The organism is Enterobacter huaxiensis (genome assembly GCF_003594935.2).
GTDB classification, from domain to species: Bacteria; Pseudomonadota; Gammaproteobacteria; order Enterobacterales; family Enterobacteriaceae; genus Enterobacter; species Enterobacter huaxiensis.
The window spans coordinates 2,878,884-2,903,978 of sequence record NZ_CP043342.1; the positions used below are offsets into that span (position 1 = coordinate 2,878,884).

Here is a 25,095-nt window from a genome sequence, read left to right on the forward strand (position 1 = left end):
CTTTTGCCCCGTTTACCCTTTTTTACCCCCGCATAATGACAGTGACATGACAGATTCGGGACAGCCTGATGAATATTATTCAGGCTGAAACGATTCATAAAAAATACGCTGCCACTGCAAGACAATAATACGTCTCAGCAAATTGTTACCGGTATCACGAAAAAGAGTTTCCGTAACCCTATTGCCAAATCTCGCAATTGTTAATGTCCATGAGGTGGTTAAACATGTTTAACACAACGTTTTATATATAAACCTTACACGGGCAAGGTGATAACAGTGAGCGAGACGATTACCCGCAAAGAAAAAATCAGCTACGGATTAGGTGATATGGCCAGCCATATTGGGCTGGATAACGTGATTATTTTTCTGACGTTCTATTACACGGACGTTGTAGGGCTTCCGGCGGCTTTTGTGGGAACCATGTTCCTGCTGGCGCGCACGGCTGATGCCATTATCGACCCGGCAATGGGCTATATCGCCGATCGGACCCGCACCCGCTGGGGGAAATTCCGCCCGTGGATGCTCTGGCTTGCGCTGCCCTTTGGCGCAAGCTGCCTGCTCACCTATGCCGTGCCGGAATCTCTCGACCTGCACGGTAAAATGATCTTCGCCACCGTCAGCTATACCCTGATGATGCTGATGTACACCGCCATCAATATTCCATATTGCTCAATGGGCGCGGTGATTACGCCTGACAATGACGCACGCATTTCCCTGCAGTCCTATCGTTTTTTCCTCGCCACACTAGGAGGCGCGCTCTCCACCTTCTTTATGATGCCGCTGGCGGAATTTTTAGGGGGCGACGATAAATTAATGGGCTACCGCTGGGCGATGGCCATTATGGCAACCGTCGCGGTCATTATGTTCTGGATCTGTTTTGCAAATACCCGCGAGCGTATTAACGCACCCGCTACCCATAATAATTACCTTTCAGAGCTAAAGGATTTATTGCGAAACGATCAGTGGCGCGTTGTCGCCGTGCTGGTATTAACCAACATTGGCTTTGGGGTTATTCGCCTCGGAGCAATGATGTATTTCGTCACCTATTATCTCGGCAGCGCCAGCTATTTTATGTGGATGCTGGGGGCCCATATTCTGGGTAAAGCGGCAGGCAGCGCGCTGTCAAAACGTCTCACCCACAATTACAGCAAAGTGCAGATGTTTGGCTACTGTTCGGTCATCGCGGGCGTGCTGAGCATCGCGCTGTTCTTTGCGCCGAAATCGGTGCTGGTTCTGGTTCCAATGACCTTCATCGTCTCCACGCTCTACCAGGCCACCACCACGCTAATGTGGGTGATGATGGCGGACGTTGCCGACTACGGTGAATACACGCAGGGCAAACGTATGGACGGCGTGATCTTCTCTACCTTCCTCGCCGTGCTGAAGCTGGGGATGGCCATCAGCGGCGCGATTGTCGGCTGGACGCTGGGCTTTAGCGGCTATGTCCCGAATGCCGCAGAGCAGACCTCCACGGCTATGTACTGCATTATCGCCCTCTTTACCATCGTGCCCGGGGTGCTCTCGCTCTGCGCTTTCGCCACGCTGCGCTGGTACAAACTTGACGACAGCACGATGAAATCAATCCAACTCGCCAAACACACGGTTTAAAAAGGACGCGTTATCCATGAGTGAACTGATTCAACATTCCAACAGTATTGAATGGCGTTTTGAGCGTCAGATCCTGCGCATCGAACCCTGGGGAGAAAACAGCCTGCGCGTCCGGGCGACCTGCTCCCCGGAATTTAGCGATGCAGAGCATGCGCTACTGCCTGCCGTACCCTGCCACGCTGATATTACGGCTGAAGCGGAAAGCCTGACGCTGCGTAACGGCAATATCACCGCAACGCTCAATCTTAAGGGACAGCTGGCTTTCTATAACCAGCGCGGCGAACTGCTGCTGGAAGAGATGTGGCGCCAGCGGTCTACCGTCGGCATCGGTGCCAGTGAAAAGAGCCAGGATAAATACGTTAGCGCCCTCAAGCTCGATGGTCGTGAATTTAAGCCGCTGGCGGGCGGTAAATATCAGCTTACGGTTCGGTTTGAATCTCGCCCAAACGAGCGCATCTACGGCATGGGTCAGTACCAGCAGCCGTGGCTGGATCTGAAAGGCTGCACGCTGGAACTGGCGCAGCGTAACTCTCAGGCGAGCGTTCCCTTTATGCAGTCCAGCCTGGGCTACGGCCTCCTGTGGAATAACCCGGCCATTGGCGAAGCCAGCTTTGCCAAAAACCAGACGGAATGGCGCGCCCGCGTAACGGGTGAGATGGATTACTGGATAACCGCAGCCGATAGCGTAGCCCAGATTACCCGCCAGTATGTAAAAGCCACCGGCACCCCACCGCAGGCACCGGAGTTTATCAGCGGACTGTGGCAGTGCAAGCTGCGCTATCGCACGCAGGAGGAAGTGCTGGAGGTCGCGCGGGAGTATCGCCGCCGCAATCTGCCGATCTCGGTGATGGTTATCGACTTCTTCCACTGGCCGAACCAGGGTACATGGTGCTTTGATCCCGTCGACTGGCCCGACCCGAAAGCAATGGTTGACGAGCTGCGCGAGCTCGGCATCGCGCTGATGGTCTCCGTCTGGCCAACGGTTGAAGCCCGCAGCCCGCTCTATCCGCTGATGAAGGCCAAAGGCTGGCTGGTCAGCAGCGAACGCGGCGTGCAGGTGAACCTCGACTTTATGGGCAATACCACCTTCTTTGACGCTACGCATCCGCAGGCTCGGCAGTTTGTCTGGGACACGGTGAAGGAAAATTATTACGATCTGGGCATCAAACTGTTCTGGCTCGACGAGGCAGAGCCGGAATACCGCGCCTATGATTTCGACAACTATCGCTATTACGCGGGCCCGGTGCTGGAGGTGGGTAACCGCTACCCGCGCGATTTCGCGCAAGGGTTTTATGATGGTCTGCAGGCCAACGGTGAGACGGATATTGTAAACCTGGTACGCTGCGCCTGGGCGGGCAGCCAGCGCTACGGGGTTCTGGCCTGGTCAGGGGACGTTCACTCCTCATTCCACGCGTTTCGTAACCAGATCGCTGCCGGTCTCAACATGGGGATGGCAGGCATCCCGTGGTGGACCACGGATATCGGCGGTTTTCAGGGCGGGAACGTTAACGACCCGGCGTTCCATGAGCTGCTGATTCGCTGGTTCCAGTGGGCGGTATTTACCCCGGTACTGCGCATGCACGGCTATCGTGAACCGCAGATCCAGCCGCCGGAGCGCTACCGCGACGGTATTCCGCAGTGCAACAGCGGCTCGCCAAACGAGCTGTGGAGCTACGGGGAAGAGAATTACGCCATCATGCAGCACTGGCTCTCCGTACGCGAAAAACTGCGGCCGTATATTGATGCACTGTATGAGAACGCCCACCAGCACGGCGATCCGCTGATGCGCCCCCTGTTCTGGCACTACCCGCAGGAGACGCAAAGCTGGGAGACGGAAGACCAGTATCTGTTTGGCGAGGACCTGCTCATTGCACCGGTCCTGCATGCGGGCCAGCGCGAGCGCGACGTCTGGCTCCCGGCCGGAAATAACTGGGTCGATCTGAAGGGGGAACGCTATGCTGGCGGCGATCGTATCAGGGTACAGGCATCGCTTGACACCATCCCGGTATTTATTCGTGAAGGCAGCGAGCTGGTGCAAGAGCTGGTGAGCCGAACTCGGGCAAGCGCCCAAAAATAGAGGGATTTCTCTATAAAAGCCTGTTTGCTCTCGCGTTTGCGCGTACAGTAATCAGGCTTACTATTTTTGGCAAGGATCCCGTCATGTTCGACCCTACTCTGCTTATCCTTCTGGCACTGGCCGCGCTCGGCTTTGTGAGCCACAACACCACCGTTGCTATCTCCATTCTGGTGCTGATCATCGTGCGCGTGACCCCGCTTAACACCTTCTTCCCGTGGATAGAAAAACAAGGCCTCACCATCGGGATTATTATCTTAACCATCGGGGTAATGGCCCCCATCGCCAGCGGCACGCTTCCCGCCTCGACGCTGCTGCACTCTTTTGTGAACTGGAAATCACTGATCGCTATCGCGGTGGGCGTTTTTGTTTCATGGCTGGGCGGACGCGGCGTGACGCTGATGAGCAGCCAGCCCTCGCTGGTGGCCGGCCTGCTGGTCGGTACCGTGCTTGGCGTGGCCCTGTTCCGCGGCGTGCCGGTTGGCCCACTGATTGCGGCCGGGCTGGTGTCGCTGTTTATTGGGAAGTCCTAGTCAGGCTGGCGATATAGCGGGCAGGCGTTTGTCCCAGCCCCTTTTTGAACATGGTGATAAAGGCGGTGGTAGAGTCATACCCCAGCGACTGTGCCGCCTGCTGAACCGACGTCCCGCTAATCAGCAGCTGCAGGGCGACAATCAGCTGAAGCTGATGCCGCCAGCGGCGAAAGCTTAATCCCGTCTCTTTTACCACCAGCCGCGCCAGGTTGCGCTCGCTCATGGCAAAGTGGCTTGCCCACTGCGCCAGCGTTTGCCAGGCGGCTGGCTCCTTCGCCATGGTCTCGCTCATCAGGCGAATTTTAGGATGGGGTGAAACGGGTAGCTGCAGATGTTCCTGAGGTTGTAAAGGCAGCTCGTCAAAGAGTACCCCGACAAGCCGCGCGGTGGCGGGTTCGTGCAGCTGAACGCGCGATTTATCCGCCAGAGATAAAATCAGCTCGCGTACCAGCGGCGATATTTTTAAGGTGCAGCAGCGTTCGGGCAAACCCAGCGCGCCGGGCTCAATAAACAAAAAGCACAGCTGCGCGCCCGGCGTGGCCTTATTGCTGTGGGGCATTTGTCCCGGGATCCACACCGCATACTGCGGCGGCACCATCAGCATGGCGTTTTCTACTTCGCAGGTGATAGCGCCGCCCAGCGCCAGAATCAGCTGACCCTTGCGGTGCTGATGCTCTGGAATATGCTGCTCTTCCGCCACCACGCGGATGCGGAACGCCACCGCGGCATCGCGCTGGCTGTCGGGATCGTAACCTTCCAGCCCAAGACCAATCATCAATTTGTCCGATATTAGCGATAAACTGTCATTTTAGCTTGATTTCAACGGCGGTGAAAATCGGTATCGTGTGCGCTCGCATGAACGTAAGAGAAAATAATGACTACTGCTATTCGACCTTCAGGGAAACAGGGTGCGCTGCTGATCGCCGGCATTCTGATGATTGCCACGACGCTTCGCGTAACCTTTACCGGTGCCGCCCCGCTGCTCGACACGATCAGACATGACTATGGGTTAACGACGGCGCAAACCGGCATGCTCACCACGCTGCCGCTGCTCGCTTTCGCGCTCATCTCCCCGCTCGCCGCCGGGGTTGCCCGGCGCATCGGCATGGAGCGCAGCCTGTTTATTGCTCTGCTGCTGATCTGCACCGGCATTGGTATTCGATCCCTCCCCTCTGCAACGTGGCTGTTTATCGGTACTGCGGTAATCGGGTGCGGCATTGCGCTGGGTAACGTGCTGCTTCCGGGGCTTATCAAACGGGATTTTCCGGGCCAGGTAGCCAAGCTCACGGGCGCGTATTCCCTGACGATGGGCGCGTCTGCCGCCTTAGGATCGGCGCTGGTTGTTCCTCTGGCGCTGGGAGATGCCGGATGGCACGGCGCGCTGCTGATGCTGATGGTCTTTCCGCTGGTGGCGCTGCTGCTGTGGCTGCCACAGTGGCGTCAGACGCCTGCTGCGACGGTGACGGGCGCCGGTGCGTTACACAATCGCGGCATCTGGCGCTCTGCGCTAGCCTGGCAGGTCACGCTCTTTCTGGGGATTAACTCGCTGATTTACTATGTCGTTATCGGCTGGCTTCCCGCCATTTTACTCAGCCACGGCTACAGCGAAACGCAGGCGGGTTCGATGCACGGCCTCCTGCAGCTGGCCACGGCTATCCCCGGGCTCGCCGTTCCGCTGATACTGCATCGGTTGAAAGACCAGCGCGGCGTCGCCGGGTTTGTGGCCCTGATGTGCGCCGTGAGCGCGGCGGGGTTCTGGTTTGCGCCGGACATGGCCGTGGTGTGGACGCTGGTCTTCGGTTTTGGCTCCGGAGCCACCATGATCCTCGGCCTGACGTTCATTGGCCTGCGCGCCAGTTCAGCTCATCAGGCTGCCGCCCTGTCCGGTATGGCACAGTCGATTGGCTATCTGCTGGCCGCCTGCGGGCCACCGCTGATGGGGAAAATTCACGATGTGGTGGGAGACTGGCGGATCCCGCTGTTAGCCTGCGCGCTGGCGTCGACGATCATGGCCTTATGCGGCGTACTTGCCGGGCGCGACCGGGAGATAGCGCCCCGTTAATAACAGCGGCAGACCCGAAGGTCTGCCTTTTTTATCCTCGCGCTGCGCGCAGCATCGCCTGCGCCAGCACCACCGGACGGCCATCCAGCGCCGCACGCTCGTGCTGGAACAGGGTGATCACAAAGAAAGGATGGGTGATCAGCTCCGCGGCACGGATTTCCCCCCCATCGTCCCAACCGGTAACGCGCATATCACCGCTCTCCAGCGCCTGGGCGAATTCCGGCGAGACGCCATAGTTGCAGTGGTATCCCTCTTCAATTTCCGGCCTGCCGTAGGCTTTAGCGATAAGCGTGTTGTTACGCAGTTCGATCGTATCGGTTTTTTCCACCAGCGAGCAGGTCAGCGGCGCAATCACCATCCTGCCTTCGGTATCGGTCTCCGCATGACCGGCATCGTGCCAGCCCAGCACGTTGCGGGCATACTCAATAAGCGCATGCTGGAACCCCCCGCAGGTGCCGAGGAATGGAATACTGTTTTCACGCGCGTAGCGTGCGGCAATGAATGCGGCTTCAGCGTTTTTATACGGGCTGGCAGGGACCAGCCAGATGGCATCGTAACCCACCAGATCTTCGGGGCTTGTCAGCTCTGTCGTGGCGAGCCAGTCGTAATCGGCAGTGAGTTCCAGTACAGCAGCGGCATCATCGATGGCGAGCGGGATCGCCTGGTGCGCAATAACATCGGGATTGTAATCACCGACAAGCGCAATGCGCAGCGTCGTTTTAACCGGGGAGAGTTCCATGAAAGGTTCCTTATGCCAGAAAATTAGCAGATAACATAAGGAACCTCAGACTACCGATCTTTTGCTGTTATCACAATACCTTAAATTGGGTGGGTAAAAGTGACGTGCTATAGTCTTCGGGCTCTCGGTATTAACATTAAGGAGGGGGAATGATTCAGTGTAAACGCGTGTACGAGCAGGCGGATCCCAAAGATGGCTATCGGATTCTGGTGGACAGGCTGTGGCCGCGAGGCGTGAAAAAAACCGACCTTGCCTGTGACGAGTGGTGTAAGGCCCTGACGCCCTCCAGCGATCTCCGCAAAGCGTTCCACGGCGAAACCATCGATTTTACAACGTTCAGTGCAGAGTATCGCAAAGAGCTGGCGCAGCAAAAAGACGAAGGCCAGCGCATAGCCGATATCGCCAGGACGCAGACCGTAACGCTGCTCTACGGCGCGAAAAACCGTGAGCAGAACCACGCGCGGGTATTAGCCGACTGGCTGCGTCAGCTGTGATCAGCCGATCGTCAGCTCTTCACGCGTTTGTGAAGCCTCGTCCGGCGTGAGGGGTAACAGATGCTCCGGGCGAATAAACGCGAAGCCATGCTGGTTATCAAACGCGTAAACGTCCCCCGTGACGAGCCACAGCGCGCGATCCGCCGTGGCAGGCAGCTGGGTCATCACGCCGTTCACCGGGTTCATGAAACGCATACCGGGCTGGCAAAGACCAAACAACTCGACAGATTTTCCAATATTACGGCGACCTGCCGTGGTACGGGCGCCGATGATAATTGCCAGGCTGCCCGGTTTTAACTGAAACATACTTCTCTCGCGGTAAGTGTTGCCAATGATGGCTAAGAATAATCCTAAAGAGAAGTGTATCGCAGTCATGATGCCGCTGTCACCTGGCTGATTGCGGATGGTCCCGACGGAAGAGATCCCATTCATCTATAACTTCACCGCCGGGCAATTTGCATTCGGTACGCACACCCTGCGGGCTTTGAACCGGGATTTGCTCCCCCCCTTTCTCCAGACAGTAGACCGAGGCCGGGTTCGCCATTCCCACCACATGAGGGGGGTTGGGCGCGTCGGGAGGCGTGGTTTTTGTGGTACAGGCAACAAGTGGCAGCGCCAGTGCCAGCAGCAAGTATTTCATTATCAAGATCCTTTGAGTGTTCGGAAAAATATCAGGGTAACGGGTCATCAGGATTTTCTCCATGATTTCTCCATTAAACCTGCACTTTTCAACACTATAGTGGGCTTGTTCTCGATATGACCAGAGAACATCATTCCGTAATCAAGATGTCTTTGCCCCGCTCTCAACGGCGGGGCTTTTTTTGTGCTGCCTCCCCGCTTTCAAACCTCCATGAATATATTAAATTTTTTATATTCATGTTTTACTATGCCGGAAGTCTAAAATTTCAGCATAACATGCAGATACAGGCGTCTTCTGCATGGGAGTCAACCTACGTCATGTCGGATATTATCCTTGCCCGTGTTTCAGAAACGCTTTCCACCGAGCAATCCCTCGAAGGCCTGGTTCGCCAGCTGCTGGAGATGCTGGAAATTGTGACAGATATGGAATCAACCTATCTGACCAAAGTGGATATCAATGCGCGGCTGCAGCATATCCTTTACGCCCGTAACAGCAAGCAGATGCAGATCCCTGAAGGGCTGAGCGTTCCCTGGGGCGATACGTTGTGCAAGCGCGCAATAGATAGCGGCACTATTTTCAGCAACCGGGTAGCCGAACGGTGGGCTGACTGCGATGCGGCGAAAGCGCTGGGTATTACCACCTACATGAGTATTCCTGTTCATCTTGCTGATGGTTCACTTTACGGAACGCTGTGCGCCACCAGCACGCAGCAAAAGGAGCTGAGCGAACGGGGCGAGCAGGTACTCCGATTATTTGCCGGATTAATTGCGCAGTACATCCAGAAAGAGTCGCTGGTATCCCAGCTGCGTGAGGCCAACGCGGCGCTCATCGCCCACTCCTATACGGATGCCCTCACCGGCCTGCCCAACCGCCGGGCGATATTCGAGAACCTTACCACCCTGTTCTCACTGGCAAAACATCTTAAGCGCAATGCGGTTATAGCGTTCATCGACCTGGATGACTTTAAGCTCATCAACGACCGCTTTGGACATGAAACAGGCGACCGTTTCTTGATTGAAGTGGGCAAGCGCCTGACGGATGAACAAACACAGGACGAAATTATCGGCCGACTGGGAGGCGACGAGTTCCTGGTGGCCTGCCTGAGTAAAGGCGATGAAGAAATTAATTTGCTTAAAACGCGCCTCAACGCCCGCATCGCCGGGGAATACTGGCTTGGGCAGGTGCATATTGTTTATCCGGGCGCGAGTCTTGGCGTTGTGGAGGTTGACCCCGCGAGTACCGATGCCGACAGCGCGTTACGGGATGCGGACCTCGCGATGTATCAGGATAAAAAAGGAAAAAACAAAACACGCTTTCTCACTATCGATTAACCCCGTACACTCTACGGCGTTAGGTAAAACGAAACAGGTGAAGGTATGAGAATAGGGATCCTCTTCCCGGTCGTTATTTTTATTACGGCGGTGGTTTTTTTGGCTTGGTTTTTCATTGGCGGTTACGCCGCGCCGGGGGCATAAATGCGAAAAACAACCCTCATTATGTTGATTGTGGCAGTCGTCGCCGTCGCCGGTACACAGCTCGGCTGGTGGTAACCCCTCACTGTAAAAAAGGCTGCCTGAGGCAGCCTTTTTTAATACGTATCAGATTTAGCTTTTGATTTTTCTGTAGATAAACAGAACCACCAGCGCGCCAATTACCGCGACGGCAAAACTACCGAAGTTGAAACCATCGACTTTGCCAAATCCGAGCAAGGTGCTGATCCAGCCACCCACGACTGCACCCACAATACCCAGTATTACGGTGACGAAGAAACCACCGCCATCTTTGCCCGGCATAATCCACTTCGCCAGGATCCCCGCAATCAGCCCAAAGATAATCCAGGATAAAATTCCCATAGCTTTCCTCTCTGTATGGTTTTTGTCATTAAATCAGTGACACAGAAAAGGATAGCACAGGATCGCAGAAATGAAATTGTGAGAGAGATCACGCGATTCGTTTGAGCAAAATATGAACTAAAAAAAATGTCGCTCCACATTAAACGTGGGGTTGCATCTTTTGTTGAGAAAGATTATCTTTCTCAATATTGAATAGTTGAGTTAAACACTCAGGTATTCAGTACGACATTGCTCACATTGCTTCCAGTATTTCTTGCCCACTTTATAGTGGGCTTTTTTTTGCGCGTACGCTTCCTGCGCCGGGGCCTCAGGCCGCGTGTCGGCCTATCGGTTTGGACAGGAGTACCTTAATGAAATCGAGGTAGGAGACGGGTTTACCGAAATAGTAGCCCTGTAAGAGCGTTATTTGATTGCGGTTGAGGTATTCAAGCTGCTCTTTCGTTTCAACCCCTTCAGCCACGATGCTGAGCGAGAGTTTTTTGGCCAGCTCGATGACGCAGTCCAGCAGGAGGGTGGAATCTTTCTCCTCCGAAACCCGGTTCACAAAGCTTCTGTCGATTTTAATGTAATCAATGGAGAGCGCATCAAGGCAGGATAAGCCTGAATAGCCGGTACCAAAATCGTCCAGCGCAATCACAAAACCAGCCTGATGCAGCGTATTCAGATTCTTCACAAGATGAGGATTATCCATCAACGGCTCCCGCTCCGTAACTTCGAGAACCAGCTTGACCTTATTGCCGTCAAACCCCTTTTCAAAAACACTGCAGTCGCCAATGAATGACGGCGCGTTGATATGTCTGGCGCTGATGTTGATCCCGATGTGGAAACCTTCCGGCAGTCTGGGCACCAGCGGCTTTAACTGACTGACGACTTTCGCCATCAGCCCGCGCGTTAGCGGAATGATGAGACCGCTGCGCTCGGCAATGGGGATAAACACGTCCGGTGGAATAAAACCTGACTTCGGATGTTTCCACCTCGCCAACACTTCGACACCGTAAAGCGCCCCGGTATTGCCATTCACTATCGGCTGATAGTAAGGAACAATGTCCCCCTTCAAAATGGCCTTTCGCAGATCCTCTTCAAAGCTCGTGCTTTTGCCCATGTAGCGGCGCAACAGAGTACCAACGGCGACCGACAGCATAAGCACCAGCAGGATCAAGCTCCATCCCTGCTGGACCAGCCGCGTCACGCTCAAGAAGGCGGGAGCTTGCCAGACCATACTGAAAGAGAAGTATTTTGACGACATGCGTGAGGTTGATGACGTCAGCGGCGAAACGTCACTCACCTCCCCACCAGGCTGAATCATTCGCGAGCCGACAACCAGAGCCAGATGGGATTCATCAGGGGCGCCTGCGAGAACATCGTGCAGATGCGCATCGCTAATGCTGATAATCACTCGTCCATTCGGGATCGGCATCTGGAAAAGCAGAACCGGAACGCCGTTGACGGCCTGGCTTCCCGGCAGGAGCATCAGCCGCTCGTGAGGAAACCTTTCAGGATGGACAAGCAGTAAGCCATTCCCCGGCAGCGAGGTGCACATTATCGCGTCGTGCTGCTGGATCATGATGGCGCGTAAATGTGGCTTAAGCGCGGCCTGCGTCCCGAGCTCAAGCTGCCCGGCGCGAGTACACCCAAGGGCCGCAACATCCTGAGCCGTTTTTGCGGCACTGACCGCTTCGGTGAGGATGGCATCAATTTTACGAGCGCTCGCACGGGCCGTATCGGCACTGGTTAACGCAGCCATATGCCACAGCTGCCAGTTGATAATCAGAAGGCCGGCCAGAAAGAGACATAATGCACTTAATGCTGGAACGAAGGCTTTGCGCACAATTTTTCCTTTAAAAGAAAAAACAAGCATCTCTGTTACGTTGAATAGAGCTTAGCTGAGATTCATCCCAAAAAACTGATGCTTTTGTATTAGGCGCAGGCTGTAATATAAGGCGGTACCGAACGGTTCGGACGACAGACAATTTCCTGCCGTTATTATCAGTCTTGTTCCTGGACACGCGTGTGTTAAGATTCATTAAATCAAGGAGCTAACAGGACAGCTTGAAAATGAAGAAGATCATTGCCGTTGCTTTCATTTCAACGCTTCTGGTCGTCCTGTCGCTTTATGCCGTCAATGCGCTCATCACCGGGCAGCAAAAGATTAAGCAGCTTGAGATATCGCATACCCTTTTGCATTACTCTGAAGACTTATCTCAAAACGTCGCGCTTGCGCTTAAAAGCATTACTTCCCAGGGATGTGACAAACACAGCCTGGATAACTACAGAAAGAGCAGGCTTGATAGCACCTATTTTGGCGATATCGGCTATATAGAAAATGGTAAAGTCGTCTGTACGGCTTTTTGGGGAAAACTGGCACACCCCGTCGATCTCCCCGCCGAACTGCATAAAACGGCCAATGGTTTTACCCTCGCCCAATTCTCACGCAAGGATTTTTTCATCGGCAATGCCGCGATTTATAACAACGTGATTATTTTCACCTCACGCTACGCCTACGATAAGTTCACTCCGGTCACTGCAAGCTACTCGCTTATTTCGACGACAAAAGACTTTGGCAGAACATTTTTTTCCGTTACGCCAAACGCTGAACAACGCAGCTGGCTACAGTCTTCATTATTCACCCTGACCGTCACGCAGTGCAGTAAAAAATGGGATTTATGCGTTACGGTGAAACATCATGATGCCGGGCTGGCCTCGCTTTCTGCCGCTGCGTTTATTCTTCTCTGCACGTTTTTATATTTCATCTGGTTTTCCCTCACGCTCTTTTCAGTGCGACTATATGAAGACCGGTTATCGGTGGAAAGAAGGCTGGTTCGTGCGGTGAGAAACAATACGATCAGCGCAAGCTATCAGCCCATTATCCGTGTGCACGATAAAAAAATAGTGGGGATAGAGGTCCTGTCGAGGTGGCGGGATAATAATTACCTGAACGTGTCCCCGGAGCTCTTCATTCCGTTGATAAAGAAAATTGGGCTATACAATCTTTATTATATCAACATGATTAAAAAGTCTCTTTCAGAAGTCGGCCCTCTCGCCATCAAACATCAGCTCGTCATTTCACTGAATGTCGGCAGAACGGAGATTGAAGACGGCCGTTTTATGCACGCGTTACGTCGTGAATGTTTGCTGAATAATATTCCTTTATCGCTTATCAAAGTCGAGCTATCGGAAAACGCGGTATCCAGCGCGAGCATACTTGAGGCATTCTGCGAAGAGTTGAAATCGGCAAAAGTGAAAATATCGATTGATGATTTTGGGGTGCAAAATTCCAACCTCGCGAGGCTTTCCCACCTCCACTATGATGAGATCAAAATAGACAAGTCTCTGGTTGACGGCATCAGCGAAGAATACAAGCAGGATATCTTCGTCATCTTTAGTGACGCCCTCGCAAAGCTCAATAAAACGCTGGTCTTTGAGGGCGTGGAGAGCGAAACGCAATTTAACTTTATTGCAGAACGCTACCCTGACGCGTTGGTTCAGGGCTGGTATTTCTCAAAATCGCTGACCCGAAGTGAACTGGCGGAAATGCTCGCGGGTGCTGTTACTCATTACCCCATTGATTCAGGAAGTTAGCGACGTCATCAATACGCTGAGCCTGAATACCCGCGACTTCAGCCATCTCTTGCTGCGCTTCTTCACTGATCTCCTCATTGTTGCTTAAGCGGGTGAGCAGCAGCTGAAAATAGTGCGCCAGCGGATCGCGCTCGGGCTCGCTTACCGGCTGTTGGGTTTCCGTCGAATACTCATCAACGATGTCGTAAAACTTCAGAGGAATGGCGTTGTTCATGGAGGGCTCTCGTCTGACTTACAAAGGATTAAGCGCATAGTATATAGAATGGCATAAAAAAACGGGAACCCTTCGGCTCCCGTTCTTGATTAACCCAGAGTCTGGATTACATGTTCGCGATAATCGCGTCGCCAAACTCTGAGCATTTCAGCAGCTTAGCGCCTTCCATCAGACGTTCGAAGTCATAGGTTACGGTTTTCGCGTTGATCGCGCCTTCCATACCTTTAACGATCAGGTCTGCGGCTTCGAACCATTCCATATGACGCAGCATCATCTCTGCTGACAGGATGATGGAGCCCGGGTTCACTTTGTCCTGGCCGGCATATTTCGGTGCAGTACCGTGGGTCGCTTCGAACAGCGCGCACTCGTCACCGATGTTCGCGCCTGGGGCGATACCGATACCGCCAACCTGAGCTGCCAGCGCATCGGAGATGTAGTCACCGTTCAGGTTCATACAGGCGATGACGTCGTATTCAGCAGGACGCAGCAGGATCTGCTGCAGGAACGCATCGGCGATCACATCTTTAATAATGATCTCTTTGCCGGTGTTCGGGTTCTTAATCTTCTGCCACGGGCCGCCGTCAATCAGCTCGCCGCCGAACTCTTCGGTCGCCAACTGGTAGCCCCAGTCTTTGAACGCGCCTTCGGTGAACTTCATGATGTTGCCTTTGTGAACCAGGGTCACAGAGTCACGGTCGTTGGTGATTGCGTATTCGATTGCTGCGCGCACCAGACGCTTGGTGCCGTCTTCTGAGCATGGCTTGATGCCGATACCGCAGTGTTCCGGGAAGCGAATTTTCTTCACGCCCATCTCTTCACGCAGGAATTTAATCACTTTTTCTGCATCAGCAGAGTCCGCTTTCCATTCGATACCGGCATAAATGTCTTCTGAGTTTTCGCGGAAGATAACCATGTCGGTCAGTTCAGGGTGCTTAACCGGGCTTGGGGTGCCCTGGTAGTAACGAACCGGACGCAGACACACGTACAGATCCAGCTCCTGACGCAGCGCCACGTTCAGAGAACGAATACCGCCGCCAACTGGCGTGGTCAGTGGGCCTTTAATTGCTACGCGATAATCGCGGATCAGGTCCAGCGTTTCAGCTGGCAGCCAAACGTCCTGGCCATAAACTTGAGTAGATTTTTCACCGGTGTAAATTTCCATCCAGGAAATTTTACGCTCGCCTTTGTAGGCTTTCTCAACAGCGGCATCAACCACTTTCAGCATTGCCGGGGTAACGTCTACACCGATACCGTCGCCTTCAATGAACGGGATGACAGGGTTGTGAGGAACGTTAATCTTACCGTCTTGCAGGGTGATCTTTTTACCTTCCGCCGGAACAACTACTTTGCTTTCCATTAACCTCTCCTTCGAGCGCTTCTGGTTGTTACTGATCTTATGTTAATAAATTGTAATGAGCCTTTCGATACTACCTGATTGTCTGCCGCCATGAAAGGTCTTCGTTATTGGGCTATAATGCGGCAATTGATACAGCCTGAAAATACCATGAAGAAAACTTCTTTTAGAAAACACCGGGTTGAGCGATTCAGCTCACAACAAGCCACCAGACGAACGCCAGAAACCCAGCCAACGCGGGTGATTCTGTTCAATAAACCCTACGATGTTTTGCCGCAGTTCACCGACGAAGCGGGCCGCAGCACGCTGAAGGATTACATTCCTGTTCCCGGCGTCTACGCCGCCGGGCGCCTGGATCGCGACAGCGAGGGGCTGCTGGTCTTAACCAACGACGGCGCATTGCAGGCGAAGCTCACCCAGCCGGGCAAACGTACCGGAAAAATTTACTTCGTGCAGGTTGAAGGCGAGCCGGACGACGAGACGCTGGCTTCATTACGTACCGGCGTTACCTTAAACGATGGCCCCACCCTGCCCGCCGGCGTCGAGCGCGTGGGCGAACCCGAATGGCTGTGGCCGCGTAATCCGCCGATTCGTGAACGCAAATCCATTCCCACAAGCTGGCTCAAAATTACCCTTTATGAAGGCCGCAACCGTCAGGTGCGCCGCATGACCGCTCATGTCGGCTTCCCTACCCTGCGCCTGATTCGCTACGCCATGGGCAGCTATACGCTGGACACGCTTGCAAACGGTGAATGGCGAGACGTTGCCCCCTAAGGAGAGAATATGTTCAAACCTCATGTTACCGTCGCCTGCGTGGTTCACGCGCAGGGTAAATTCCTGGTGGTAGAAGAGAGTATCAACGGTAAGGCGCTGTGGAACCAGCCTGCCGGTCACCTCGAAGCCAATGAAACCCTCCCTCAGGCCGCAAAGCGCGAGCTGTGGGAAGAGACGGGTATTGACGCTGAACCGCAGCACTTTATCCGCATGCATCAGTGGATTGCCCCCGACCGGACGCCTTTTCTGCGCTTCCTTTTTACCGTTGAGCTTAACGAAACGTGCGCCACTGAACCGCACGATGACGATATCGATCGCTGCCTCTGGGTTACTGCCGACGAGATCCTGAATGCGCCAAACCTGCGCTCGCCGCTGGTTGCCGAAAGCATCCGCTGCTGGCAGTCAGGCGCGCGCCTGCCGCTGGATGTCATCGGTGAATTTAACTGGCCGTTTACAGAGGGTGTCAACGCTGGGGGGGCGTGATAGAATACGCCGCCTTGAAGTTCAATGTTGTGAGTATTCCATGTCAGATAACAGCCAGAAAAAAGTGATCGTCGGCATGTCCGGCGGTGTCGATTCCTCCGTTTCCGCCTACCTGTTGCAGCAACAGGGCTATAAGGTAGAAGGCCTGTTCATGAAGAACTGGGAAGAAGACGATGGCGAGGAATACTGCACTGCGGCTGCGGATCTTGCCGATGCGCAGGCCGTCTGCGACAAGCTCGGCATTGAACTGCACACCGTTAACTTTGCCGCAGAATACTGGGACAACGTGTTTGAGCTCTTCCTTGAAGAGTACAAAGCGGGCCGCACCCCAAACCCGGATATTCTGTGCAACAAAGAGATCAAATTTAAAGCCTTCCTCGAGTTCGCTGCTGAAGACCTGGGTGCAGATTTTATTGCGACGGGTCACTACGTGCGTCGCGCAGATGTGAATGGCAAAAGCCAGCTGCTGCGCGGTCTGGACGGCAATAAAGATCAGAGCTACTTCCTCTACACGCTGAGCCACGAACAGATTGCCCAAAGCCTGTTCCCGGTCGGCGAACTGGAAAAACCGGAAGTGCGTAAAATCGCCGAAGAGCTGGATCTGATCACTGCCAAGAAAAAAGACTCCACCGGCATCTGTTTTATCGGTGAGCGTAAGTTCCGCGAATTCCTCGGCCGTTACCTGCCCGCGCAGCCGGGCAAAATAGTCACCGTTGATGGCGAAGAGATTGGCCAGCATCAGGGCCTGATGTACCACACGCTCGGCCAGCGTAAAGGTCTGGGTATCGGCGGTACCAAAGAAGGTAGCGAAGATCCGTGGTACGTTGTCGACAAAGACGTCGAGAACAATATTCTGATCGTCGCGCAGGGCCACGACCATCCGCGTCTGATGTCCGTAGGGCTTATCGCGCAGCAGCTGCACTGGGTCGATCGCGAACCGCTGAAGGGCACGCTGCGCTGCACGGTGAAAACGCGCTATCGCCAGACTGACATCCCTTGCACCATCACCGCGCTGGATGATGATCGCATTGACGTGCGTTTTGACGAGCCGGTTTCTGCCGTCACGCCGGGCCAGTCTGCTGTCTTTTACAGCGGCGAAATTTGCCTGGGCGGCGGGATTATAGAACAGCGCCTGCCGCTGCCCGCTGTTTAACACGATTGCACACATAAAGGAGACCGTGTGGCGAAGAATTATTACGACATCACCCTGGCGCTGGCAGGCATTTGCCAGTCGGCCCGTCTGGTGCAGCAGCTGGCACATCAGGGTCATTGCGACGCTGATGCCCTGCACGTTTCACTGAATAGCGTTATCGATCTCAATCCTGGCTCCACGCTGGGGGTGTTCGGCGGCAGTGAAACTAACCTTCGCCTCGGTCTTGAAACCTTACTTGGCGTGCTTAACGCCAGCAACCGTCAGGGGTTAAACGCGGAGCTGACTCGCTACACGCTGAGCCTGATGGTGCTGGAGCGTAAGCTGAACGGGGCGAAAGGCGCGATGGACACGCTCGGCGATCGCATCGCCGGTCTGCAGCGTCAGCTGGATCACTTTGATCTGCAGTCCGAAACGCTGCTGAGCGCGATGGCCGGTATTTATGTTGACGTGATAAGCCCGCTGGGGCCGCGTATCCAGGTCACCGGCTCGCCTGCCGTGCTGCAAAGCCCGCAGGTGCAGGCGAAAGTTCGCGCGTCGCTGCTGGCCGGCATTCGCGCCGCCGTGCTGTGGCATCAGGTCGGCGGTGGCCGCCTGCAGCTCATGTTTTCTCGTAATCGCCTGACGACTCAGGCAAAACAAATTCTTGCTCATTGTTAACCTCCCGGAGTTGCGAATTATGGAATTATCCTCACTGACCGCCGTATCCCCTGTCGACGGACGCTACGGCGATAAAGTCAGCGCGCTGCGCGAGATCTTCAGCGAATATGGCCTGCTGAAGTTTCGTGTACAGGTTGAAGTACGCTGGCTGCAGAAGCTGGCCGCTCAGGCCGCAATCAAGGAAGTTCCTGCTTTTGACGAAAAGGCAAACGATTACCTTGATAAAATCGTTGCTGACTTTAATGAAGAAGATGCTTCGCGCATTAAGACCATTGAACGCACCACCAACCACGACGTGAAAGCGGTTGAGTACTTCCTGAAAGAAAAAGTGGAAAGCGTCCCTGCGCTGCATGCCGTATCTGAGTTTATTCACTTCGCCTGTACGTCAGAAGACATCAACAATCTGTCCCACGCGCTGATGCTCTCCACCGCGCGCAAAGACGTGGTGCTGCCTTACTGGCGCAAAATCATTGACGCGGTAAAAGCGCTGGCCGTTGAGTATCGCGACCTTCCGCTGCTGTCCCGTACGCACGGTCAGCCGGCAACCCCATCGACTATGGGTAAAGAGATGGCGAACGTGGCATACCGTATGGAACGCCAGTATCGTCAGCTGGAGCAGGTTGAGATTTTGGGCAAAATCAACGGTGCAGTTGGTAACTACAACGCCCACATTGCCGCGTACCCGGAAGTAGACTGGCATCAGTTCAGCGAAGCGTTCGTAACCTCTCTGGGCATTCAGTGGAACCCGTACACCACCCAGATCGAGCCGCATGACTACATCGCAGAGCTGTTTGACTGCATCGCGCGCTTTAACACTATCCTGATCGACTTTGACCGCGACGTGTGGGGCTACATTGCCCTGAACCACTTCAAGCAGAAAACCATCGCCGGTGAAATTGGTTCTTCCACCATGCCGCACAAAGTGAACCCAATTGACTTCGAAAACTCCGAAGGCAACCTGGGTCTGGCAAACGCCGTGCTGCAGCATATGGCGAGCAAACTGCCTGTTTCCCGCTGGCAGCGTGACCTGACCGACTCCACCGTTCTGCGTAACCTGGGTGTGGGTATCGGCTACGCGCTGATCGCCTATCAGTCCACCCTGAAAGGCGTAAGCAAGCTGGAAGTGAACCGCGACCGTCTGCTGGACGAGCTGGATCACAACTGGGAAGTGCTGGCCGAGCCGATCCAGACCGTGATGCGTCGTTACGGCATTGAAAAACCGTACGAGAAACTGAAAGAGCTGACCCGCGGCAAGCGCGTTGACGCCGAAGGCATGAAGCAGTTTATCGACGGTCTGGAACTGCCGGAAGACGAAAAAACGCGCCTGAAGGCGATGACCCCTGCGAACTACATTGGCCGCGCCACCACCATGGTTGACGAGCTGAAGTAACGCCCTCTCCCCCTTTTCGCCCGAAAAGGGGGATGCTTTTCCCCGGTTTACTCAATGTTTATCCCCAAAACAACATAATCAGCGTTAAACTATTCATACCAATTATTTAGGGAGAAGAGATGATGCGCGTACTGGTTGTTGAGGATAACGCATTGCTACGTCATCACCTGAAGGTTCAGCTTCAGGAGATGGGACATCAGGTGGACGATGCTGAAGATGCAAAAGAAGCCGATTATTATCTCAATGAACACCTGCCGGATATCGCCATTGTCGATTTAGGGTTGCCGGATGAAGATGGGTTATCGTTAATCCGTCGCTGGCGCAGCCACGATGTCTCTCTCCCGGTACTGGTCCTGACCGCCCGTGAAGGCTGGCAGGACAAGGTTGAGGTGCTCAGCGCGGGCGCGGATGACTACGTGACCAAGCCTTTCCATATCGAGGAAGTCGCTGCGCGCATGCAGGCGCTGCTGCGCCGCAACAGCGGGCTGGCCTCGCAGGTCATCTCCCTTCCGCCGTTCCAGGTGGATCTCTCTCGCCGTGAATTCTCGATTAACGATGAGGTGATCAAGCTGACCGCGTTTGAATACACCATTATGGAAACGCTGATCCGCAATAACGGCAAAGTGGTGAGCAAGGATTCTCTGATGCTCCAGCTTTATCCGGATGCAGAGCTGCGTGAGAGCCATACCATTGATGTTCTGATGGGGCGCCTGCGCAAAAAAATCCAGGCGCAGTTCCCGCAGGATGTGATCACGACCGTTCGCGGTCAGGGCTATCTGTTCGAATTACGCTAAATGAAAGGGATTTTGCGTCACATCTTGCCCCTCTCTTTACGGGTTCGCTTCCTGCTGGCAACCGCTGCCGTGGTGCTGGTGCTCTCCCTCTCCTACGGGATGGTGGCGCTGGTCGGGTATAGCGTAAGCTTTGATAAGACAACGTTCCGCCTGTTACGCGGTGAAAGCAATCTGTTTTACACCCTGGCGAAGTGGGAAAATAATCGCATCAGCGTGGAGATGCCAGAACATCTGAACCAGCAAAGCCCCACGCTGGCAATGATTTACGATGAAAAAGGGAAGCTGCTGTGGGCTCAGCGCGACGTGCCCTGGCTCAAAAAACGCATCCGCCCGGAATGGCTTAAAACAAACGGCTTTCATGAAATAGAGGCCGACCTTAACTCCACCAGCGCCCTGCTGCGCGAAGATCGTTCCCTGCAGCAGAAGCTCAATGAGATCCGCGCGGACGACGATGACACGGAGATGACCCACTCCGTGGCGATTAACCTCTACCCCGCCACCATGAATATGCCGCAGCTGACCATCGTGGTGATCGACACCATTCCGGTTGAGCTTAAACACTCCTATATGGTCTGGAGCTGGTTCGTGTACGTTCTGGCCGCCAACCTGCTGCTGGTGATCCCGCTGCTGTGGATTGCGGCGTGGTGGAGCCTACGCCCGATAGAATCTCTTGCAAAAGAAGTGCGGGAGCTGGAAGAGCATCATCGCGAAAAGCTGAACCCGGAAACCACGCGGGAACTCACCAGCCTGGTACGCAACCTTAACCGCCTGCTGAAAAGCGAGCGCGAGCGCTATGACAAATACCGCACCACGCTCACCGATCTGACTCACAGTCTTAAAACACCGCTGGCGGTGATGCAAAGCACCCTGCGCTCAATGCGCAGCTCAAAACTCAGCGTGGATGACGCGGAGCCGGTGATGCTGGAGCAGATCAGCCGTATCTCGCAGCAGATTGGCTACTACCTGCATCGCGCCAGCATGCGTTCCGGCAGCGGGCTGGTGAGCCGCGAGCTGCATCCCGTGGCACCGCTGTTGGATAGCCTCACCTCCGCGCTCAATAAAGTGTATCAACGCAAAGGCGTGGACATCAGCCTCGATATTTCGCCGGAAATCAGCTTTGTCGGTGAGAAAAATGACTTTATGGAAGTGATGGGCAACCTGCTTGATAACGCCTGTAAATATTGTCTCGAATTTGTGGAAGTCTCCGCTCGCGTAACGGATAACGAGCTGCACATTATCGTTGAGGATGACGGCCCCGGCATTCCCAATAATAAACGTGAAGTGGTGTTCGACCGCGGTCAGCGCGCCGATACGCTGCGCCCGGGCCAGGGCGTAGGGCTGTCCGTTGCCCGAGAAATCGTCGATCAATATGATGGCAAAATAGAAACCGGCGAAAGCCTGCTTGGCGGTGCCCGTATGGAAGCAATTTTTGGTCGTCAGCAGCCCACATCGAACGATAGTTAACCCGTTATGTGAAAAATGCGAGGATCTCGCACCCAGGCTCCTGAGCTTCCGTTATAATCCGTCTCAGTAAGAGCCTGCGGAATAATAAAATATGGATTATCACTTAACGCTTAACTGGCCCGAGTTTATTGAACGCTACTGGCAAAAACGCCCGGTCGTTCTGAAGCGCGGGTTCAGCAACTTTGTCGACCCACTCTCACCTGATGAGCTGGCCGGTCTGGCGATGGAAAACGAAGTCGATAGCCGTCTGGTGAGCCACCAGGACGGGAAATGGCAGGTTAGCCACGGTCCTTTTGAAAGTTACGATCACCTGGGTGAGAACAACTGGTCCCTGCTGGTACAGGCTGTTAACAACTGGCACGAGCCTACCGCGGCCCTGATGCGTCCGTTCCGCGCCCTGCCCGACTGGCGGATGGACGATCTGATGATCTCCTTCTCCGTGCCAGGCGGCGGCGTAGGCCCGCATCTCGATCAATACGATGTGTTTATCATTCAGGGTACCGGCCGCCGCCGCTGGCGCGTGGGCGAAAAGGTCCCGATGAAGCAGCACTGCCCGCATCCTGACCTGCTTCAGGTTGATCCGTTTGAGGGGATTATCGACGAGGAGCTTGAGCCGGGCGATATTCTCTACATCCCGCCAGGCTTCCCGCATGAAGGGTATTCCCTGGAAAACTCGCTGAACTATTCTGTCGGTTTCCGCGCGCCTAGCGGGCGGGAAATGATCAGCGGCTTTGCTGACTACGTCCTGCAACGCGAGCTGGGCAGCTATCGCTATAGCGACCCGGATGTGCCTTCTCGTGAACACCCTGCCGACATTCTCCCGGAAGAGCTGGACAGGCTGCGCGGCATGATGCTGGACCTGATCAACGAACCCGAGCATTTCAGACAGTGGTTTGGGGAATTTGTCAGCCAGTCGCGTCACGAGCTGGACGTTGCGCCGCCAGAACCACCGTATCAGGCAGACGAAATCTACGATGCGCTGCAGCAGGGCGACAAGCTGGTTCGCCTGGGCGGGCTGCGCGTGCTGCGTATTGGTGAAGACGTGTTCGTTAACGGCGAGAAGCTGGATTCTCCGCACCGTCCGGCGCTGGAAGCGATCGCTGGTCATATGGTGTTGACGGCCGATACCTTTGGCGACGCGCTGGAAGATCCGTCATTCCTGGCGATGCTCTCGGCGCTGGTCAACAGCGGGTACTGGTTTTTTGAGGACTGAGTCGCCTTAACGCCCGGTGGCGCTGCGCTTACCGGGCCTACGATCCGAATGTAGGCCGGGTAAGGCGCAGCCGCCACCCGGCTTTTTACTTCCGCTCACCCGCCATAAAATCTTTGATGTCCCCCGCCCAATCCACCGGATATAACCCTTCCCGTACATCGCGATGAAACGTTGAGTACGGCCAGTCGCTAACCTTACTGACATAGCCATGCTTCAGCGGATTGATATAGATGTAATCCATATGCCGGCGGTAGTCCTCTTCGTTACGGACGGTGTGCTCCCAGAAGCGTGGCTGCCAGATATGGCGCATTTCAACGTTGCGGCTGAAGGTTTTCTTGATATCCCGCCAGCGTGCCGAAAAGTCACTGTCGCCTTTCGGTAAGGTCCAGATGCAGTGCATATGTTCGGGCAGGATAACCCAGGCATTAATGGTAAAAGGTTTCGAACGTTTCACCATGGAGGTGGCAGCGCGCAGGCTGTCGATATGACGTGTAAGCAAATCGCTCTGGCGGTTTTGCAGGTTGACGGTGAAAAACCAGGTCCCGCCCGGGACGTAATGACGACGATAGTTTGACATTGGCGTTCCTTGCCTTTGTGCCCGGTGGCGCTGCGCTTACCGGGCGTTTTATCAGCGTTTTGCCGTAAGTTCGGCTATTCGCACAATCACCTTCACCGCTTTCTCCATTCCTTCCAGCGTCACGAACTCATGCTTGCCGTGGTAGTTATACCCGCCGGTAAAGAGGTTCGGGCACGGCAGTCCCATAAAGGAGAGCTGTGAGCCGTCGGTACCGCCGCGAATCGGTTTCATCAGTGGTTCAATATCGCAGTCGCGCATGGCCTGCTGGGCGATGTCGAGAATATGCGGATGCTCCATTACCTTGTCGCGCATATTGTAATAGCTGTCTTCGATGATCAGCTCAATATAGCAGTCCGGATGTAGCCCTTTCCCCACCTTCTTGGCGATTTCCATCATCTTACGCTTGCGGGCTTCAAAAGCCTTGCGGTCAAAATCACGGACGATATAGTGCATCTGCGCGCTGTCCACGGTGCCCTTGATGCTGGTCAGGTGATAAAAACCCTCATACCCATCCGTCATCTCCGGGCTTTCATCGGCCGGGACTTCCGCATGAATGCGCGACGCCAGCGACAGCGCGTTCACCATTACGCCTTTTGCCGAACCCGGATGGACGTTATTGCCCACAATCTTGATCGTAACGGACGCGGCATTGAAGTTTTCATACTCCAGTTCACCCACGCCGCCGCCGTCGACGGTATATGCCCACTGCGCGTTAAAAGCCTCAACGTCAAAGTGTTTTGCGCCTTTGCCCACCTCTTCGTCCGGCGTAAAGGCCACGCGGATATCGCCGTGCGGAATATTTTTGCCTTTCAGCACTGCCAGCGCCGTCATGATTTCGGCAATGCCCGCTTTATCATCGGCCCCAAGCAGCGTTTTGCCATCGGTGGTGATTAACGTCTGCCCCAGCAGCTGATGCAGCACCGGGAACATCACCGGCGACAGCACTTCGTCACCGATACCCAGCGCAATGTCGCCGCCACGGTAATTTTCGACAATCTGCGGATTAACATGTTTACCGCTAAAATCCGGTGAGGTATCGACATGGGAGATAAAGCCAATGGCCGGGATGTCTCCATCGACGTTCGCAGGCAGCGTTCCCATCACGGTGCCTTTGTCGCTCAGCGTGACGTTGACCAGTCCCTGTGCCTCAAGCTGCTCTTTCAGCAGGTTGAGCAACTTCCACTGGCCTTCGGTGCTCGGCACCTGTCGGACACCCGGCTTAGATTGGGTATCCAGCGAAACGTACTGTAAAAAACGCTCAAGTAATTTATCCATGCAGTCACCCTCACTTTTTGTGACAACATTATCATTAAGCATCAAAACGCAAATATTGCGTCAGGTCACTTTTATCCCGTAAACGAGAACTTTTTTCGTTTATGTCATGTTCCGTTTATAAATGTAGCTTATGTATCAGCGAGAAGGATTGGCGATTCAATAGGT

General features: G+C 54.5%; 26 protein-coding genes. 16 read left to right on the forward strand and 10 right to left on the reverse strand.

Annotated features, from left to right (window positions below):
* Window positions 1-276: 276 nt before the first annotated feature.
* The 3 genes from D5067_RS13785 to D5067_RS13795 all read left to right on the forward strand — a co-directional run bounded on the left by D5067_RS13785 (window position 277) and on the right by D5067_RS13795 (window position 4,215).
* Complete coding sequence (locus D5067_RS13785; RefSeq protein ID WP_119934620.1) at window positions 277-1,608, forward strand: glycoside-pentoside-hexuronide (GPH):cation symporter; 1,332 nt, start codon at window positions 277-279, stop codon at window positions 1,606-1,608.
* 16 nt (window positions 1,609-1,624) lie between these two features.
* Window positions 1,625-3,685: a glycoside hydrolase family 31 protein gene (locus D5067_RS13790; RefSeq protein ID WP_119934621.1), complete on the forward strand. Its 2,061-nt coding sequence runs from the start codon at window positions 1,625-1,627 to the stop codon at window positions 3,683-3,685.
* 83 nt (window positions 3,686-3,768) lie between these two features.
* A complete protein-coding gene (locus D5067_RS13795; RefSeq protein ID WP_014169633.1) occupies window positions 3,769-4,215 on the forward strand; it encodes a DUF441 domain-containing protein in 447 nt (148 codons plus the stop codon).
* Here the strand turns inward: D5067_RS13795 and D5067_RS13800 are convergent.
* Window positions 4,199-4,990, reverse strand: a complete 792-nt coding sequence (locus D5067_RS13800; RefSeq protein ID WP_119934622.1) for an AraC family transcriptional regulator — start codon at window positions 4,988-4,990, stop codon at window positions 4,199-4,201. The genes D5067_RS13795 and D5067_RS13800 overlap by 17 nt on opposite strands.
* Before the next feature lie 99 nt (window positions 4,991-5,089).
* On the opposite strand from D5067_RS13800, the gene D5067_RS13805 reads away from it, so the two are divergent.
* Complete coding sequence (locus D5067_RS13805; protein WP_119934623.1) at window positions 5,090-6,277, forward strand: CynX/NimT family MFS transporter; 1,188 nt, start codon at window positions 5,090-5,092, stop codon at window positions 6,275-6,277.
* A gap of 31 nt (window positions 6,278-6,308) precedes the next feature.
* Here the strand turns inward: D5067_RS13805 and D5067_RS13810 are convergent, their stop codons facing one another.
* Window positions 6,309-7,016, reverse strand: a complete 708-nt coding sequence (locus D5067_RS13810; RefSeq protein ID WP_119934624.1) for a CTP synthase C-terminal region-related (seleno)protein — start codon at window positions 7,014-7,016, stop codon at window positions 6,309-6,311.
* 149 nt (window positions 7,017-7,165) lie between these two features.
* Here D5067_RS13810 and D5067_RS13815 point away from each other — a divergent pair, with 149 nt between their 5' ends.
* Window positions 7,166-7,510 carry a DUF488 domain-containing protein gene (locus D5067_RS13815; RefSeq protein WP_119934625.1) on the forward strand — a complete coding sequence of 115 codons (345 nt, stop codon included), beginning with the start codon at window positions 7,166-7,168 and terminating at the stop codon, window positions 7,508-7,510.
* On the opposite strand, the gene D5067_RS13820 is transcribed toward D5067_RS13815, so the two are convergent.
* Window positions 7,511-7,816 carry a hypothetical protein gene (locus D5067_RS13820; protein WP_119934626.1) on the reverse strand — a complete coding sequence of 102 codons (306 nt, stop codon included), beginning with the start codon at window positions 7,814-7,816 and terminating at the stop codon, window positions 7,511-7,513. It abuts the gene before it with no gap.
* Between the two features lie 79 nt (window positions 7,817-7,895).
* Window positions 7,896-8,150, reverse strand: coding sequence for a putative hemolysin (locus tag D5067_RS13825; RefSeq protein WP_119935440.1), 255 nt, complete (start codon window positions 8,148-8,150; stop codon window positions 7,896-7,898).
* Between the two features lie 317 nt (window positions 8,151-8,467).
* Here D5067_RS13825 and D5067_RS13830 point away from each other — a divergent pair, with 317 nt between their 5' ends.
* Together D5067_RS13830 and D5067_RS13835 are read left to right on the forward strand one after the other, a co-directional pair.
* On the forward strand, window positions 8,468-9,481 hold the full coding sequence (locus D5067_RS13830) for a GGDEF domain-containing protein (RefSeq protein ID WP_119935441.1): 1,014 nt from the start codon (window positions 8,468-8,470) through the stop codon (window positions 9,479-9,481).
* Between the two features lie 45 nt (window positions 9,482-9,526).
* Window positions 9,527-9,625, forward strand: a complete 99-nt coding sequence (locus D5067_RS13835; protein ID WP_119934627.1) for a YoaK family small membrane protein — start codon at window positions 9,527-9,529, stop codon at window positions 9,623-9,625.
* Window positions 9,626-9,754: 129 nt separating this feature from the next.
* On the opposite strand, the gene D5067_RS13840 is transcribed toward D5067_RS13835, so the two are convergent.
* Together D5067_RS13840 and pdeG are read right to left on the reverse strand one after the other, a co-directional pair.
* Entirely contained in the window at window positions 9,755-10,003 is a 249-nt protein-coding gene (locus tag D5067_RS13840) for a GlsB/YeaQ/YmgE family stress response membrane protein (protein ID WP_119934628.1), read from the reverse strand.
* A 307-nt stretch (window positions 10,004-10,310) separates the two neighbouring features.
* Entirely contained in the window at window positions 10,311-11,861 is a 1,551-nt protein-coding gene (gene pdeG / locus D5067_RS13845) for a cyclic di-3',5'-guanosine monophosphate phosphodiesterase PdeG (protein ID WP_411814037.1), read from the reverse strand.
* Between the two features lie 197 nt (window positions 11,862-12,058).
* Here pdeG and D5067_RS13850 point away from each other — a divergent pair, with 197 nt between their 5' ends.
* A complete protein-coding gene (locus tag D5067_RS13850) occupies window positions 12,059-13,582 on the forward strand; it encodes an EAL domain-containing protein (protein ID WP_119934629.1) in 1,524 nt (507 codons plus the stop codon).
* On the opposite strand, the gene D5067_RS13855 is transcribed toward D5067_RS13850, so the two are convergent.
* A complete protein-coding gene (locus D5067_RS13855) occupies window positions 13,551-13,796 on the reverse strand; it encodes a YmjA family protein (RefSeq protein WP_119934630.1) in 246 nt (81 codons plus the stop codon). The two genes, D5067_RS13850 and D5067_RS13855, sit on opposite strands and share 32 nt — an antisense overlap.
* Window positions 13,797-13,902: 106 nt before the next feature.
* Entirely contained in the window at window positions 13,903-15,153 is a 1,251-nt protein-coding gene (gene icd / locus D5067_RS13860) for an NADP-dependent isocitrate dehydrogenase (protein WP_119934631.1), read from the reverse strand.
* Between the two features lie 117 nt (window positions 15,154-15,270).
* On the opposite strand from icd, the gene rluE reads away from it, so the two are divergent.
* The 8 genes from rluE to D5067_RS13900 all read left to right on the forward strand — a co-directional run bounded on the left by rluE (window position 15,271) and on the right by D5067_RS13900 (window position 23,078).
* A complete protein-coding gene (gene rluE / locus D5067_RS13865; RefSeq protein WP_119934632.1) occupies window positions 15,271-15,924 on the forward strand; it encodes a 23S rRNA pseudouridine(2457) synthase RluE in 654 nt (217 codons plus the stop codon).
* 9 nt (window positions 15,925-15,933) lie between these two features.
* Window positions 15,934-16,407 (forward strand): NUDIX hydrolase, encoded by a 474-nt coding sequence (locus tag D5067_RS13870; RefSeq protein WP_119934633.1) that lies wholly within the window; start codon window positions 15,934-15,936, stop codon window positions 16,405-16,407.
* 40 nt (window positions 16,408-16,447) lie between these two features.
* The gene (gene mnmA / locus D5067_RS13875; protein WP_119934634.1) at window positions 16,448-17,560 is read left to right on the forward strand and encodes a tRNA 2-thiouridine(34) synthase MnmA; all 1,113 of its coding nucleotides are present in this window, start codon (window positions 16,448-16,450) and stop codon (window positions 17,558-17,560) included.
* Between the two features lie 27 nt (window positions 17,561-17,587).
* A complete protein-coding gene (hflD, locus tag D5067_RS13880) occupies window positions 17,588-18,217 on the forward strand; it encodes a high frequency lysogenization protein HflD (protein ID WP_119934635.1) in 630 nt (209 codons plus the stop codon).
* Window positions 18,218-18,236: 19 nt separating this feature from the next.
* On the forward strand, window positions 18,237-19,607 hold the full coding sequence (purB, locus tag D5067_RS13885; protein WP_119934636.1) for an adenylosuccinate lyase: 1,371 nt from the start codon (window positions 18,237-18,239) through the stop codon (window positions 19,605-19,607).
* A 122-nt stretch (window positions 19,608-19,729) separates the two neighbouring features.
* A complete protein-coding gene (gene phoP / locus D5067_RS13890; RefSeq protein ID WP_119935443.1) occupies window positions 19,730-20,401 on the forward strand; it encodes a two-component system response regulator PhoP in 672 nt (223 codons plus the stop codon).
* A complete protein-coding gene (phoQ, locus tag D5067_RS13895; protein ID WP_119934637.1) occupies window positions 20,402-21,865 on the forward strand; it encodes a two-component system sensor histidine kinase PhoQ in 1,464 nt (487 codons plus the stop codon).
* A 91-nt stretch (window positions 21,866-21,956) separates the two neighbouring features.
* Window positions 21,957-23,078: a ribosomal protein uL16 3-hydroxylase gene (locus tag D5067_RS13900; RefSeq protein ID WP_119934638.1), complete on the forward strand. Its 1,122-nt coding sequence runs from the start codon at window positions 21,957-21,959 to the stop codon at window positions 23,076-23,078.
* Between the two features lie 85 nt (window positions 23,079-23,163).
* On the opposite strand, the gene D5067_RS13905 is transcribed toward D5067_RS13900, so the two are convergent.
* Window positions 23,164-23,655, reverse strand: coding sequence for an REP-associated tyrosine transposase (locus D5067_RS13905; RefSeq protein WP_119934639.1), 492 nt, complete (start codon window positions 23,653-23,655; stop codon window positions 23,164-23,166).
* A gap of 51 nt (window positions 23,656-23,706) precedes the next feature.
* Window positions 23,707-24,930 carry a peptidase T gene (gene pepT, locus D5067_RS13910; RefSeq protein WP_119934640.1) on the reverse strand — a complete coding sequence of 408 codons (1,224 nt, stop codon included), beginning with the start codon at window positions 24,928-24,930 and terminating at the stop codon, window positions 23,707-23,709.
* Window positions 24,931-25,095 lie beyond the last annotated feature (165 nt).